Source organism: Shewanella sp. DAU305, from assembly GCF_026802235.1.
Classification (GTDB): domain Bacteria; phylum Pseudomonadota; class Gammaproteobacteria; order Enterobacterales; family Shewanellaceae; genus Shewanella; species Shewanella baltica.
In genome coordinates, this window is sequence record NZ_CP113808.1 from 4021564 (window position 1) to 4036180 (window position 14617).

Annotated in this window: 11 protein-coding genes; 10 read left to right on the top strand and 1 reads right to left on the bottom strand. The window is 47.9% G+C overall.

The window, feature by feature from the left end:
* The first annotated feature begins 561 nt into the window (after positions 1-561).
* The 8 genes from gltB (at position 562) to OX890_RS17115 (ending at position 10600) form a co-directional block, all read left to right on the top strand.
* The gene (gene gltB, locus OX890_RS17080) at positions 562-5010 is read left to right on the top strand and encodes a glutamate synthase large subunit (protein WP_268649611.1); all 4449 of its coding nucleotides are present in this window, start codon (positions 562-564) and stop codon (positions 5008-5010) included.
* A gap of 6 nt (positions 5011-5016) precedes the next feature.
* Complete coding sequence (locus OX890_RS17085) at positions 5017-6423, top strand: FAD-dependent oxidoreductase (protein WP_126492502.1); 1407 nt, start codon at positions 5017-5019, stop codon at positions 6421-6423.
* A gap of 348 nt (positions 6424-6771) precedes the next feature.
* On the top strand, positions 6772-7482 hold the full coding sequence (locus OX890_RS17090) for a 5'-methylthioadenosine/adenosylhomocysteine nucleosidase (protein ID WP_006085054.1): 711 nt from the start codon (positions 6772-6774) through the stop codon (positions 7480-7482).
* Positions 7483-7505: 23 nt separating this feature from the next.
* Positions 7506-8495 carry a cobalamin biosynthesis protein CobD/CbiB gene (locus tag OX890_RS17095; protein ID WP_268649612.1) on the top strand — a complete coding sequence of 330 codons (990 nt, stop codon included), beginning with the start codon at positions 7506-7508 and terminating at the stop codon, positions 8493-8495.
* Positions 8496-8551: 56 nt separating this feature from the next.
* Positions 8552-8929 (top strand): DUF2721 domain-containing protein, encoded by a 378-nt coding sequence (locus OX890_RS17100; RefSeq protein ID WP_006080752.1) that lies wholly within the window; start codon positions 8552-8554, stop codon positions 8927-8929.
* Entirely contained in the window at positions 8926-9552 is a 627-nt protein-coding gene (locus OX890_RS17105; RefSeq protein WP_006080751.1) for a trimeric intracellular cation channel family protein, read from the top strand. Before OX890_RS17100 ends, OX890_RS17105 begins: the two co-directional genes overlap by 4 nt.
* Before the next feature lies 1 nt (position 9553).
* On the top strand, positions 9554-10045 hold the full coding sequence (locus OX890_RS17110) for a nuclear transport factor 2 family protein (RefSeq protein ID WP_006080750.1): 492 nt from the start codon (positions 9554-9556) through the stop codon (positions 10043-10045).
* A gap of 126 nt (positions 10046-10171) precedes the next feature.
* A complete protein-coding gene (locus OX890_RS17115; RefSeq protein ID WP_006085051.1) occupies positions 10172-10600 on the top strand; it encodes a hypothetical protein in 429 nt (142 codons plus the stop codon).
* Between the two features lie 151 nt (positions 10601-10751).
* Here OX890_RS17115 and tyrS read toward each other — a convergent pair whose 3' ends face one another.
* The gene (gene tyrS, locus OX890_RS17120; RefSeq protein WP_107402375.1) at positions 10752-11945 is read right to left on the bottom strand and encodes a tyrosine--tRNA ligase; all 1194 of its coding nucleotides are present in this window, start codon (positions 11943-11945) and stop codon (positions 10752-10754) included.
* A gap of 126 nt (positions 11946-12071) precedes the next feature.
* Here tyrS and OX890_RS17125 point away from each other — a divergent pair, with 126 nt between their 5' ends.
* Entirely contained in the window at positions 12072-13478 is a 1407-nt protein-coding gene (locus tag OX890_RS17125; protein WP_259527086.1) for a peptidoglycan DD-metalloendopeptidase family protein, read from the top strand.
* Positions 13479-13498: 20 nt separating this feature from the next.
* Positions 13499-14608 carry an anhydro-N-acetylmuramic acid kinase gene (locus tag OX890_RS17130; protein ID WP_268649613.1) on the top strand — a complete coding sequence of 370 codons (1110 nt, stop codon included), beginning with the start codon at positions 13499-13501 and terminating at the stop codon, positions 14606-14608.
* Positions 14609-14617: the final 9 nt, after the last annotated feature.

Below are 14617 nucleotides of genomic sequence, written 5' to 3' on the forward strand. Positions count from 1 at the left end.
TTCATTGAGAATAACCAAGATAAAATCACAAATAGAAAAGAAAATACGTGAACAAATAGAAGAAAAAGCTTAGTGTAAACAAGGTAGCGAGTGGTTTCTTGGCGCTACATCAAATTCCCGCCTGACTCATACCCTTATTGTCATAAATGTGCGCATCCTCAAATTAACACACTAACCACTGAGATCTTGCTCACATCGATAATGAATAATAATTCAACAATTATAATTTTTTATTTAATTACTGTGTTTGCAATAAAAATCACTATTTCTAAATCAAAAACAATCCAACCTGCATGTTACATTTTGGTAAACCCACAGTTTCTTCATTTTTAAAATTCTTTTTATTCATAATGTTATACAGCACTTTTTACTGTTGACGTTAACGTAAAGCAATTATGACTTGTGTATGAAACATGAATTAATACCCATGTTTTATGCAAATTTTTGGTTTGACCTTTATTGAATCTCAGGCTAATTTGGGTGGTTCGGGTGCATATCTATAGAAAGTCTTTACATTTTCTCCCCGAGTAGTAATCAGTTGAGGTCTAGGGAGGTTTTTGTATGAGCTTATATCATCCCAGTTTTGAGCGGGACAATTGTGGTTTTGGGTTGATAGCACAGATGGATGGCGAAGCCAGTCATCGTATAGTGCGCACGGCAATCCATGGTCTAGATCGTATGAAGCACCGCGGTGGTATTGCCTCCGACGGTCGCACTGGCGACGGCTGTGGCTTATTAATGCAATTGCCAGTGCAATTTTTTGAAGCGATTGCCGCGGAAAATGATTGGCATTTGAGCCGTAAATTTGCAGTAGGTATGCTGTTTTTAAGTCAAGATGATGAACTGGCTGACCAAGCTAAGTTTATTCTTGAGCGCGAACTCGAGCGTGAAACCTTAAGTATTGCAGGCTGGCGCAAAGTGCCGGTCAATCCAGATGTATTAGGTGAAATCGGCAAGGCTAGCCTGCCACAAATCTACCAAGTGCTGATCAACGCCCCTATTGGCTGGCGTGAAAAAGACTTGGAACGCCGCCTTTATATGGCGCGTCGCCGTTTAGAGCAGCAGATCACCGATGACAAAGACTTCTATGTCGCGAGTTTGTCTGGCCAAGTTATCGTCTATAAAGGCTTAATGATGCCTGTAGACTTGCCCGCGTTTTATCCCGATCTCGCGGACATTCGCTTAAAAAGCTCTATCTGCCTATTCCATCAACGTTTCTCAACGAATACTTCTCCTAAATGGCCATTAGCTCAGCCGTTTAGATATTTAGCCCATAACGGCGAAATCAATACGATTACGGGTAACCGTCAATGGGCCCGCGCCCGCGCCTATAAGTTTAATTCACCACTACTGCCAGATTTGCAGCAGGCCGCTCCCTTTGTGAATGAAACAGGCTCAGATTCTTCTTCCTTAGATAACATGCTGGAAATGCTGTTATCCGGTGGCATGGACTTATACCGTGCCATGCGTCTATTGATCCCGCCTGCTTGGCAAAGTAATCCAGAAATGGATGACGAGTTAAAAGCCTTCTACGACTTTAACTCCATGCACATGGAGCCTTGGGATGGTCCGGCAGGTATTGTGATGACCAACGGTCGCCATGCCGCCTGCGCAGTTGACCGTAATGGTCTGCGTCCATCGCGTTATGTGATCACAAAAGATCGTATTTTGACCTTGGCCTCCGAAGTCGGCATTTGGGATTACGCCGCCGATGAAGTGATTGAAAAAGGCCGAGTTGGGCCTGGTGAGCTGCTGGTACTCGATACCTTGAACGGCCGCCTGTACCAATCCTTTGAAATTGATAACGACTTGAAACGTCGCCACCCTTACAAAGAGTGGATGGCGAAGAACAGCCGTACTTTAACGCCAGCGGAAGATTTAGCCTCTGAACAACATGGTGCCAGCGAGTTAAGCCCTGAGCTTTTGCTGCAATACCAAAAACAATTTGGCTATACCCGTGAAGAATTAGAGCAAGTCATTTGGGTACTGGCAAAACAAGGCGAAGAAGCCACAGGTTCTATGGGCGACGATACGCCTATGGCGGTATTGTCGAAAAAGTCACGTTCACTGTATGACTATTTTAGGCAAAAATTCGCTCAAGTGACTAACCCACCCATAGACCCATTACGTGAAAAACACGTTATGTCCTTGACCACTTGTATTGGCCGTGAGCAGAACCTCTTTAATGAAACGACGGGTAATGCCTACCGCGTCATGTTCAACTCACCTATCTTATTATTCAGTGATTTTAATCAGTTACTGGGATTAGATAGTACTTACTACCGCGCCAACATTGTCGATTTGAATTACGAACCACAGGAAGGATTAGAAAGTGCCATTCGCCGCATCACAGCCGAAGCCGAGCGTTTAGCCCGCAGCGGCACGACTTTACTTATCCTCTCGGATAGAGCCATAGGTAAAACGGCACAAGTGATCCCTGCGGCCATGGCGGTCGGTTCTGTGCAACAAATGCTGGTAAATAAGAGCCTGCGCTGTGACACCAACATTATTGTTGAAACCGCATCGGCGCGAGATCCACATCACTTTGCCGTATTACTTGGCTTTGGTGCCACCGCGATTTATCCGTACTTAGTGTATGAATCAATCTCTGAACTGGCGAAACGTCACCAGTTAACCGACACCACAGCATTGATGCTGAACTTCCGTTACGGCATCGAAAAAGGTTTGCGTAAGATCATGTCCAAAATGGGCATCAGTACTGTCGGTTCCTACCGTTGTAGCCAACAGTTTGAAGCCATCGGCATCGCCAGCGATGTGATTGAACTGTGCTTTAAAGGCGTGATCAGCCGTATCGAAGGCGTCAGTTTTGCAGAAATCGCCCAAGACCAAGCGATTCTGCACAAAGCGGCCTACCGCGCCCATGTGCCATTGCCACAAGGTGGCCTGCTGAAATACGTTGAAGGGGGTGAGTATCACTGCTTCAACCCTGATGTGGTCAACACTTTGCAGGCGTCATTGATTGACAAAAACTTCGCGACCTATAAAAAGTTCGCCGACCTTGTCGACAATCGTCCAATAGCCACGCTACGTGACTTAATCGGTATCAAGGGGGCGCAGGCATCAATTGATGTCGCTAACGTCGAAGGCGCAGCGGGCTTGTATCAACGCTTTGACAGCGCGGCAATGAGTATCGGCGCCCTCAGCCCCGAAGCCCATGAAGCGCTGGCTATCGCGATGAACCGCTTAGGCGGCCGATCGAACTCAGGTGAAGGTGGTGAGGATGCTCGCCGCTTTAATACTGAACGCAACTCTGCGATTAAACAGATTGCCTCGGCGCGCTTTGGCGTTACGGCGCACTACTTAGTCAACGCCGATGTGTTGCAGATTAAAGTCGCCCAAGGGGCAAAACCCGGAGAAGGTGGCCAGTTACCCGGCCATAAAGTCAGCGTTGAAATCGCCGGACTGCGTCATGCGCGCCCAGGTGTAACCTTGATTTCACCGCCGCCGCACCACGATATTTACTCTATCGAAGATTTAGCCCAGCTGATTTTCGACTTGAAGCAAATCAACACGAAAGCGCTGATTTCAGTCAAACTTGTGTCTGAACCCGGCGTGGGCACGATCGCCACCGGCGTAGCTAAAGCCTATGCGGATATGATCACGATTTCAGGGTATGACGGCGGCACAGGTGCCAGCCCAATCACCTCAGTGAAGTATGCGGGGAGTCCGTGGGAGCTAGGTTTAGCCGAAGTGCATCAATCGCTCGTGGAAAACGGTCTACGCCATAAAATTCGCCTGCAAGTCGATGGCGGCTTAAAAACCGGTACAGATGTGATTAAAGCCGCGTTGTTAGGCGCCGAAAGCTTTGGTTTTGGTACAGTGCCAATGATCGCCCTAGGTTGTAAATACCTGCGTATTTGCCACTTGAACAACTGCGCGACTGGCGTAGCTACGCAAGATAAAAACCTGCGTGACAACCATTACCATGGTCTGCCAGAGCGAGTGATGACTTACTTTGAGTTTGTCGCCGAGGAAGTCCGTGAATGGATGGCGACCTTAGGGGTGAGTAAGTTTGAAGACTTAGTTGGTCGCAGTGAATGGTTATATGCCCTCGAAGGCCAAACCGCTAAGCAACAAGGCTTAGATCTGTCACCGATTTTGTATCAACCCAAAGTGCCAGCAACCTCGTCACGCACTTGGCAAGAAACCAATCCACCAGCGGATTTAGGGTTGCTTAACCAACATTTATTAAACGAGTGCCAAAGCGCCGTCGATAAGGGCGAGTGTTTCGATGCCGCTTACAGCATCAACAACACCGACCGCTCCGTTGGCGCGACATTGTCAGGCTATATCGCGAGCACGCTCGGCGTCAAAGGCACCAAAGCGCCGGTTAAACTGAGCTTTAACGGCAGTGCCGGCCAAAGCTTTGGCGTGTGGAATAGCCCAGGCCTTGAGTTAAAACTCTGCGGCGATGCCAACGACTATGTCGGTAAAGGCATGTCTGGCGGCCAAATAGTGATTTATCCGCCTATTGGCAGCCCGTTCCAAAGTGAGCGCAGCGCCATTGTCGGTAACACTTGCCTTTACGGCGCGACAGGCGGCAAGTTCTTCGCCGCGGGTCAAGCGGGCGAGCGTTTTGCGGTCCGTAACTCAGGGGCGATTGCTGTGGTCGAAGGACTCGGTGATAACGGCTGTGAATACATGACCAGCGGCATAGTGGTTGTCCTTGGTAAAACAGGGGTGAACTTCGGCGCAGGTATGACAGGCGGCTTTGCCTATGTATTCGATCAATTCGGCCGCTTCAATCGCCGAGTGAACACTGAGCTTGTCGATACTCAAAAACTCGAATCACCCATTCATCAACAACATTTGAAAGGTCTGATTGAAGCCCACGTGGCCGAAACGGGCAGTGAACATGCCAAGATGATCTTAAGTGATTTTGGTAACTGGTTAGATTGCTTCGTATTAGTGAAACCTAAAAATATTGCCGTGGCCGATCTGCTCAAGTTAGAGAAATCGAGCCCAGAATTAGTTGTAAAAGCGGGGTAATGGCGCATGAGTAACGATTTTCAATTTATTGAAGTGGGTCGCAAAGACCCCACCAAACACCCTGCGGCTAAACGTGCGACTCAGTTTATTGAGATTTATCAGCCTTTTGCTCAGCCTGAAGTGGCACAGCAAGCGGATCGCTGTTTAGATTGCGGCAATCCTTATTGTGAGTGGAAATGTCCGCTACACAATTATATTCCTAACTGGCTCAAGCTAGCGGAGCAAGGTCGCATCATGGAAGCGGCGGATTTAGTGCATGAGACCAACACTCTGCCCGAAATCTGCGGCCGTGTTTGTCCACAGGACAGACTCTGCGAAGGCGCTTGTACCCTTAACGACGATTTTGGTGCTGTCACTATCGGTAATGTCGAAAAATACATTACCGACACTGCCATCGCCCAAGGCTGGCGCCCCGATATGAGCAAGGTCACGCCGCGCGCTGAACGAGTAGCGATTGTCGGTGCGGGTCCTGCGGGTTTGGGCTGCGCGGATATTCTGTCTCGCAACGGTGTTAAAGCCGTGGTCTTTGATAAATATCCACAAATTGGTGGTCTACTCACCTACGGTATTCCGTCTTTTAAACTCGACAAGGCCGTCATGGCGACCCGTCGCAGTGTATTAGAAGGCATGGGCATTGAGTTCAAACTCGGGGTTACTGTCGGTAAAGACATCCCATTTACTAAACTGCTCGAAGAGTACGATGCCGTATTCCTTGGGATGGGCACCTATACCGCGATGAAAGCGGGCCTTGAGGGTGAAGATGCTCAAGGCGTATACCAAGCCCTGCCCTATTTGATTGGTAACACCCATCATTTAATGGGCACCCAGAATGACGAAACACCCTACCTGAACCTTGAAGGTAAACGTGTCGTGGTATTAGGTGGTGGTGATACCGCGATGGATTGCGTGCGCACAGCCGTCAGACAAGGTGCCAGCAGCGTAGTCTGTGCTTACCGCCGTGACGAGGCCAACATGCCGGGTTCACGCCGCGAAGTGCAAAATGCGCGGGAGGAAGGCGTTAATTTCCTGTTTAACCGTCAACCTGTGGCAATTAAAACCCAAGATGGCAAAGTAGTTGGCATTGAATGCGTCGAAACCGCCATGGGTAAAGCCGATGCCAGCGGTCGTCAACGGGCCGAAGCGATTGCGGGTAGCGAACAGTTGCTCGAAGCCGATGCGATAATTATTGCCTTTGGTTTCCAACCTAGTCCAGCACCTTGGTTTGCCGACCATGGTATCGAGCTCGATCAATGGGGCCGAGTTAAAGCGAGTAAGTTAGACGAAAATCCATTCCAAACCACCAACCCTAAAGTGTTTGCCGGTGGTGATATGGTGCGCGGTTCTGACTTAGTCGTGACAGCCATTGCCGAAGGTCGCGATGCTGCTCAAGGCATCCTTAACTACCTAGACTAAGCGCTAAACTTAAACGCCAATGTGTTGGTTTTATCGCTGAAACATTGTTTTTCCGCTGTCGTTTAATAAGCACTGCAATGGCTGGACTTAGGCAAACAAGTCCAGCCATTTGTTTGTGATTTGTCGCCATCGGTTGATGGAAAAATAGATAAGTAAAATAGACAGATGAAATAAATAGATAAAAGTGTGCATCTTAGGGTACGCACTTTTTTCGTTAACCCTTCCCGCTTTTTACCCTGCCATTATTAAGCAATCCCAATCTCACCATAACGACAGCACAAAACTGTGTGGTATATTAGCCAGCATTCTCGTGTCCCACTCTTAAGTGTTGAATCAAAAAGGTCTCCCATGAAAATTGGAATTATTGGCGCAATGGAGCCAGAAGTCGCTCACCTGATCGCCGCCATGACAAATGCGACATCGCAAACTATTGCTGGTATTGAATTTATTGCTGGCACTCTTGCGGGTAAAGACGTTGTCGTAACTCGCTCTGGCATAGGTAAAGTCGCCGCAAGTATTGCGACCACACTGCTCATCGAAAAATATGCGCCGGATGCCGTGATCAACACAGGTTCTGCCGGTGGCTTTGTCGATACGTTGGCCATTGGTGATATCGTGATTTCTTCTGAAGTACGTCACCATGATGTGGATGTCACCGCCTTTGGTTATGAAATTGGCCAAATGGCACAGCAACCCGCTGCGTTTATTCCTGCCGCACATTTAGTTGAAGCCGCCAACAAGGCCATTGCTCAGCTGGGTGAAGTCAAAGCGATTGAAGGGTTGATCTGTACTGGCGACAGCTTTATTTGCGATCCTGTTCGCACCCAAGCCATGCTCAAAAACTTCCCGACTATGGCCGCCTGTGAGATGGAAGGCGCGGCAATTGCTCAAGTTTGTCATCAGTTTGGTGTGCCATTTGTGGTTATCCGCTCTTTATCGGATAACGCCAACAATGACTCGCCAGTGGATTTTGATTCTTATATTGTCAAAGCGGGTTACCACTCAGCGCTGATGGTGATGCTGCTACTAGAGCAACTGAATCCTAGCGCAGTAAAATAATCACTTAAGCGGAAAAGTACCGAATGCACACCTCTTTTTATCAACAACTTGTCGAGATAGATGGCGCTTTGTTTGAAGGCTTTTTGGTACTTTTTTTTGCTTTGTTATTGGCGCGGTTAGCGCCATTGCCACGTGAAATGCAGCCGCTTATTTGGTTTGGCCATTTAGCTAAGCAACTCGCCGCCAAGGTAAATCGTCCAGAACGCTCTCCAAGCCAACAAGCCACAGCAGGCTTTTTAGCTATGATGCTGTTACTGTTTCCGTTTTGGGCCATTATCACCTTTTTGCTCGAACTGGCCGCCTTTCCATGGTTTTTCGAATTTTTGGTGCTTTATCTATGCTTAACCGATGCAGGGTTTAGCCAAGTCGCCGATGAAATCGCTAAAGCCTTAAAGCGTGGAGACAATGCCAGCGCAAAAAAGCTGTTACAGCCTTGGGTAGTGCGCGATACCGATAGTTTGTCGGAAATCGGCTTAGCCAAAGCCACCATAGAAAAACTCGCCACAGCGCCTATTTACGGCACAGCATCGACCATTTTCTTTTTCGCTATCGCCGGAGCACCGCTAGTGCTGGCGGTGCGAATGCTCAAACAACTCGAATTAAGCTGGCCACCCATTCAGCCTAAGTATCAACATTTTTGCAGTACTGTGAATGGCGTATCGACCATATTACTAGCGATCCCCGCTTGGCTGTGGAGTCTATCAATTGCCATTCAAGGCGGCCCTAAGGCATTCGCTAAGCTATTTCGTACGCCAAAAAATCATCCCGCGATTCGAGGCTATATCCTCAGTGTGAATCTGGTGGCGAGTATTTTACGCATCGAACTCGGTGGACCTCAAAAGTTTGCTGGCGTGCGTATCAATGTGGACAAACTAGGTTATGGTCCGCAGCCGACCAGTGATGCAATTGCCCCTGCAATCAAGCTGACCTCCCGCGCCTGTGCCATCTGGTTTAGCTTTATCATTATCCTGCCCTTGTTATGGGCAGGTTTACGTTGGTTACATAGCCTGTGATATGATGCCGCATTATCTCAACGTGAAGTTAAAGGCTGACTATCTTGCTCGAAAACATGCATGTTTCATTAACAACCCCTGCGTTGTTATTTCCTGCTATCTCATTGTTACTACTTGCTTATACCAATCGCTTTTTTGCCCTCGCGGCATTAATCCGAAGCTTAAGCAGTGGTGAAAAACCCGTACATAAAGATCAAATCAAAAACCTGAGCCAGCGCATTACCATTATTCGTCGTATGCAAGAAGCGGGCGTATCGAGCTTTGCCCTGTGCGTACTGTGCATGATTTTCATCTATGTCGGCTTTAATAAAACTGGCTCAGTGATCTTCGGCGCTAGCCTGCTACTGCTGCTCTATTCACTGATTTTATCTGTGATTGAAATCCGCATCTCTGTGGACGCATTAAATATCCATATCAAAGAGATGAGTAAATGAGCCAGTGGATCTACTTTTTTGATTTATGGGGTACCGCTGTATTTGCGCTATCTGGCGCACTCGCCGCGGGGCGTCATAGAATGGACCCCTTTGGCGTCATAGTGCTCGCCTCAGTCACCGCTGTGGGCGGCGGCAGTATTCGGGATGCCTTGATTGGCGCAACACCTGTGTTTTGGATCCGCGATCCCAATTACATCATAGTAATTCTCGCAACTGTGCTCGCCTGTTTGCTGTTAGTGCGTCGGCCTCGTAAGGTGCCTGAATATATTTTGCCGGTCGCCGATGCCTTTGGATTAGCCTTATTTACTGTGATTGGTGCCGAAAAAGCCCTCAATATGGGCTTGAGTGGCATGATTGCCGTGGTAATGGGCTTGATCACAGGCGTGGGAGGAGGCATTATTCGAGACTTACTGTGCAGACAAGTTCCTATGGTGTTACGTACAGAAGTCTATGCCACAGCTTCAATCATAGGTGGTATCGGCTATACCGTGAGTTTAGCCTACGGTATGGGCGAAAAAACGGCGCTGTTTCTGGCGATGACCAGTGCCCTATTTATCCGCTTAAGCGCCATCAAGTGGCATCTGTCGTTACCGGCCTTTGATCTCAAAACCAAGAGGGAATAGTTTGCGAATATTGTGTCTTATTTTGTGCCTCATTTTTGTTCCAGCCCTCAATCCTGCAGCGGCGCAAGCCAACTCAGGTGAAATGCCACAAGAACAGCAGTTAGCCGTAAAGTATATGAATGCGCTAACCGAACACGACTACAAGACACTCAGAAAATTCTATAACCGTGAAAGCGTCTTCTTCGACAAAACCGCCAACCGTAAATACACTGGCGGCCGCTTTATCATCGACTTTCTCGAGCGCGCCCACGAGGGCGTGCTCGAGTACGACTTCAACATAGAACATATGTATAACGCCGGCTCTTTAGTGGTGATGATAGGTAACTATCACTTCAAGGGACCCGGTGAACAATTCGGTAAACCCGGCAAAATCATCGACATAGCGATTCCTGGCGTCACGAGTCTTAAACTCGATATGCTCAACCATAGGGTGACTGAGCATGTGGATCTTATCGATTACCAGACCATGTCTGACCAATTAGCGATGCAGTAGTCACAAAATTTAGCTGTCTTTGAAACTTGATCCCTAAAAACGGGTCGAAACAAACAATGAGTCAATACCACTGAGTGTTTCGCCTTCGATAGGTTGACTGAGTCGTTTCGTTTCAATGAGGTTTGTATGAAGTTTTTTGGATTGATAGCCCTACTCGCCCTTAATGGCTTAATGCTGGCTCCCAAAGCACAGGCCTTACAGCCCATAATTGTGTCCTACGCCGTTCAGCCAGTCAGTCATTTTAATCAGCAACTGCGTGTCGCTCAGGCACAACATCAACCTTGGTCGGAAGACCCAAGTCAGATCAGCAGCCAATACGCAGGCAACAAATTTACCTTAGTGCGAACCCAAACCAATAAAGACAGCATTTTGACCTATCAGGTGAGCGAGCTCTCCAAGCAACATCCACAAATGCTGTTGATTATTTCCTTGAAGCAGAATGCTAAACAATGGCAGGTGAGTTCGGCGCAACTGGCGTGGAAATGCAGTGGTGGGCAACACTTTGGCACCGACAGATGTAATATCGCCGAGCACGAGGCCAACACAGCGCCTTAATCTTATGGGGTGAAACAGACTTAAAAACAAAGAGCGCCCTAAGGCGCTCTTTTTGTTCGATTAACGACTTTTTCATTTAACAGACAATGGCTTAAACCATTGTAAGTCAAACTAGAGCCAGGTAAACCACTGTCATCTGAACTAAAGCGACTTAAACCAAAGTCACTTTGGCAAACTTGCGTTTACCGACTTGGAATACCGCGACAGTACCAGCAGACAAAGTCATACGGCTATCGTCTAGCTTTTCGCCGTCCATCTTCACCGCGCCCTGTTTGATCATCCGCATGGCTTCTGAAGTCGACGCCACTAAATCAGCATCTTTCAACAGATTAGCAATCGCCAGACCTTCACCCGCCACTAACTCGACAGCGTCGATATCGTCAGGGATCATGCCCTTAGCACGATCAACAAAGGCTTGGTGTGCGCTTTCTGCAGACGCTTCATCGTGGAAACGTGTGATGATTTCCTTCGCCAAGGCGATTTTAATGTCGCGTGGGTTAGACCCATTTGCCACATCTTGCTTAAACTGCTCAATTTCAGCCAGTGGACGGAATGACAACAGCTCAAAGTAGCGCCACATTAAATCGTCCGAAATCGACATCAGCTTGCCAAACATTTCATTGGCAGGTTCGCTCACGCCAATATAGTTGTGTGCTGACTTAGACATTTTCTTCACGCCGTCTAAACCTTCGAGCAGCGGCATCATGATCACAGCTTGTGGCTTTTGGCCTTCCGCTTTTTGCAGTTCACGGCCCATTAACAGGTTGAACTTTTGATCTGTACCACCCAGCTCTACATCGGCCTGCAGCGCAACTGAGTCATAACCTTGCAGTAAAGGATACATAAACTCATGGATAGCAATAGATTGGCCCGAGGCATAACGCTTCTTAAAGTCATCGCGCTCCATCATACGAGCCACAGTTTGCTTCGAAGCAAGGCGGATCATCCCCGCCGCACCCAATGGCTCTAACCAGCTTGAGTTAAACTCGATACGGGTTTTAACTGGATCAAGTATCTTATAAACCTGTTCTTTATAGGTTTCTGCGTTCGCTAATACTTGCTCACGGGTTAGCGGTGGACGCGTACTGTTTTTTCCGCTTGGATCACCCACCATACCGGTAAAGTCACCGATCAAGAAAATGACTTCATGACCTAACTCTTGGAATAACCTTAGTTTATTTAAGATTACTGTGTGTCCAAGATGGATGTCCGGAGCGGTAGGATCGGCGCCTAACTTAATACGGAGTGGACGTCCTTCTTTGAGTTTTTCCAGCAGATCCGCTTCGAGTAAAATCTCATCGGTACCACGTCTAATTTCTGCTAATACTTGGTCTAAATCAGCCATCTCGGCAGGGACTCCTAAGGCCATGATCATAAAATGAAGAGACTTATGTTACTTGTTAGCCACCACAATTGAAAGTGTGTACACTAACGGGATTATTTAAGTCTCTGGTTATCGGTATCGGCGTCAATGGGAAAGGTTATAACGTTATTTAAATTGTTGCCTAAAAAGCATCAAATTCTCCTCAGCATTCTTTCAGTTATCACTATGATAACCATGCTACTACCTTCTGAAGAAGCGCAAGCTTCAAGACAAACCACCAGCATAGATGACCAAGCTCAAATCAACACCCGTTATGATGTGCCTTTAGCGTTTCGCTCGCCTGAACGTCCTGAGTTATTAGAGGGCCAAACAGACAATGCGGCCACAAATGCTACGCCATTATCGTCAACCGACGCGCTTGCCGCGGGTGATGCTAATAATCCAGCCACTGAATCCTTAGAGAGTGCCCATCACAGGGATGTCGAGCATTTTAACGTGAAAAATGGTGATACATTAGCCGCAGTATTTGATCGCGCAGGGTTAACCAGTAAAGACGTGTATGAAATCACCCAACTCCCCTTAGCCAAGCAAAATTTACTTAAGATTATGCCGGGCGAAGAAATCGTGATTTCGAAAGATATAAATGGTGATTTGACCGAAGTGCGTTATCGCGTGAATGCAATTTCGACGCTCATCATCACCAAGAATCAAAATCAATACCAAGAAAAAATCTCTGAGAAGGATGTGGAAATCCGCAGCCATTTCACCAGCGCTAAGATTAAGAGCAACTTCTGGAACGCTGCCGTCGATGCAGGCATGAATGCAAACCAGATCATGCAGTTATCGACCGTATTCGGCTGGGATATCGACTTTGCCTTAGATTTACGCGAAGGCGACAGCTTTGCCATTATTTATGAGCAAGAATATGCCGATGGCGAATTTTTGCGTAACGGCAATATCTTAGCCGCAGAATTTGTAAACCAAGATGAGCGCTATACTGCCATTCGCTATACCGACGGTAACTATTATTCCGAGAATGGCACTAGCATGCGTAAAGCCTTCTTGCGCTCGCCAGTCGATTTTAAATATGTCAGCTCAAACTTCAATCCAAGACGTTTGCACCCAGTAACGGGCCAAGTCAAAGCCCATCGCGGTGTGGACTACGTCGCCGCCATTGGCACGCCCATTAAAGCGGCGGGTAGCGGACGAGTCATCGAGGCGGGCTACAATCAATTCAACGGTAACTATGTGTTTATCAAACACAACGATACCTATACCACCAAATATCTTCACCTCACTAAGCGCAACGTCAGCAAAGGAGCCAGCGTTAAGCAAGGGCAAATCATAGGTACTTTAGGTAAAACGGGGCGCGTCACGGGTGCACATTTGCATTACGAATTTATCGTCAATGGCGTCCATCGCAATCCAAGAACCATAACGCTACCTAAAGCCGAATCGATTGCGAGAAAAGAAAAAAATCAATTCGATGCACTTAGCCAGCAATTGATGACTACACTTTCGCAAAACAAGCAAACGCAATTGGCAATGCAATAACGACGGACGGATTCCTCCCAATGAAAAACGCTTATTATATTGGACTTATGTCAGGCACCAGCATGGACGGTGTCGATGCCGTATTGGTCGACTTTTCTGGCGCGCAGCCACAGCTTATCGCCAGCCATACCGAAGCCATACCGAGCCATTTGCTCAAAGGCCTACAGCGCCTTTGTTCACCCAGCACAGATGAAATTAACCGCCTCGGCCGTTTAGATCGTAATGTGGGTGAACTGTTTGCTTTAGCAGTGAATAATCTGCTGACCAAATGCGCCATTGCCAAAGAAGAGGTTATCGCCATAGGTAGCCACGGCCAAACCGTGCGCCACATGCCAAACCTCGAAGTCGGCTTTACCCTGCAAATTGGCGACCCGAATACTATTGCGACCGAAACCGGTATTGATGTGATTGCCGATTTTCGCCGTAAAGATATTGCCCTAGGTGGGCAAGGCGCGCCCTTAGTGCCAGCATTCCACCAGCAAACCTTTGCTGAAGTCGGCAAAAAACGCATCATTTTAAATATTGGCGGCATAGCCAACATTACTTATTTACCGGGCAACAGTGACCAAGTACTGGGTTTCGACACGGGACCTGGTAATACCTTGATCGATGCTTGGATCCAGCAGGTGAAAAGTGAACCCTTCGATAGAGATGGCGAATGGGCTGCGTCCGGCAAAACCGACCAAGGCCTGTTAACGCAACTGCTTTCACACCCGTATTTCTCCCTTGCTTATCCTAAAAGCACTGGCCGTGAGCTGTTTAACCAAGCTTGGTTAGAGCAGCAATTATCGCCCTTTAATCATTTAGATGAAGAAGATATCCAATCGACATTATTGGATTTAACCTGCCACAGCATAGCCCGCGATATGATTAAATTATCGAATGAAGGGGAGTTGTACGTCTGTGGTGGCGGCGCGTTCAACGGCCAACTGATGCAGCGTCTTGCCGCACTATTGCCAGGTTATACCTTGAATACCACCTCAGCACTTGGCGTCGACCCTAAATGGGCTGAAGGCATCGCCTTCGCGTGGCTCGCCATGCGTAACCACTTAGGCTTACCCGCCAACCTCCCAGCAGTTACAGGCGCCTCCCGCGAAGCTGTACTCGGCGGAAGATTTAGCGCTAAGTAATCCTTAAAG

Excerpts from the sequence above, each read along its gene's own strand:
- OX890_RS17090 (WP_006085054.1), top strand. The coding sequence starts at position 6,772 with ATGAAAATTGGAATTATTGGCGCAATGGAGCCAGAAGTCGCTCACCTG.
- OX890_RS17095 (WP_268649612.1), top strand. The coding sequence starts at position 7,506 with ATGCACACCTCTTTTTATCAACAACTTGTCGAGATAGATGGCGCTTTG.
- gltB (WP_268649611.1), top strand. The coding sequence starts at position 562 with ATGAGCTTATATCATCCCAGTTTTGAGCGGGACAATTGTGGTTTTGGG.
- OX890_RS17085 (WP_126492502.1), top strand. The coding sequence starts at position 5,017 with ATGAGTAACGATTTTCAATTTATTGAAGTGGGTCGCAAAGACCCCACC.
- OX890_RS17125 (WP_259527086.1), top strand. The coding sequence starts at position 12,072 with ATGGGAAAGGTTATAACGTTATTTAAATTGTTGCCTAAAAAGCATCAA.
- tyrS (WP_107402375.1), bottom strand. The coding sequence starts at position 11,945 with ATGGCTGATTTAGACCAAGTATTAGCAGAAATTAGACGTGGTACCGAT.
- OX890_RS17130 (WP_268649613.1), top strand. The coding sequence starts at position 13,499 with ATGAAAAACGCTTATTATATTGGACTTATGTCAGGCACCAGCATGGAC.
- OX890_RS17115 (WP_006085051.1), top strand. The coding sequence starts at position 10,172 with ATGAAGTTTTTTGGATTGATAGCCCTACTCGCCCTTAATGGCTTAATG.
- OX890_RS17100 (WP_006080752.1), top strand. The coding sequence starts at position 8,552 with ATGCATGTTTCATTAACAACCCCTGCGTTGTTATTTCCTGCTATCTCA.
- OX890_RS17105 (WP_006080751.1), top strand. The coding sequence starts at position 8,926 with ATGAGCCAGTGGATCTACTTTTTTGATTTATGGGGTACCGCTGTATTT.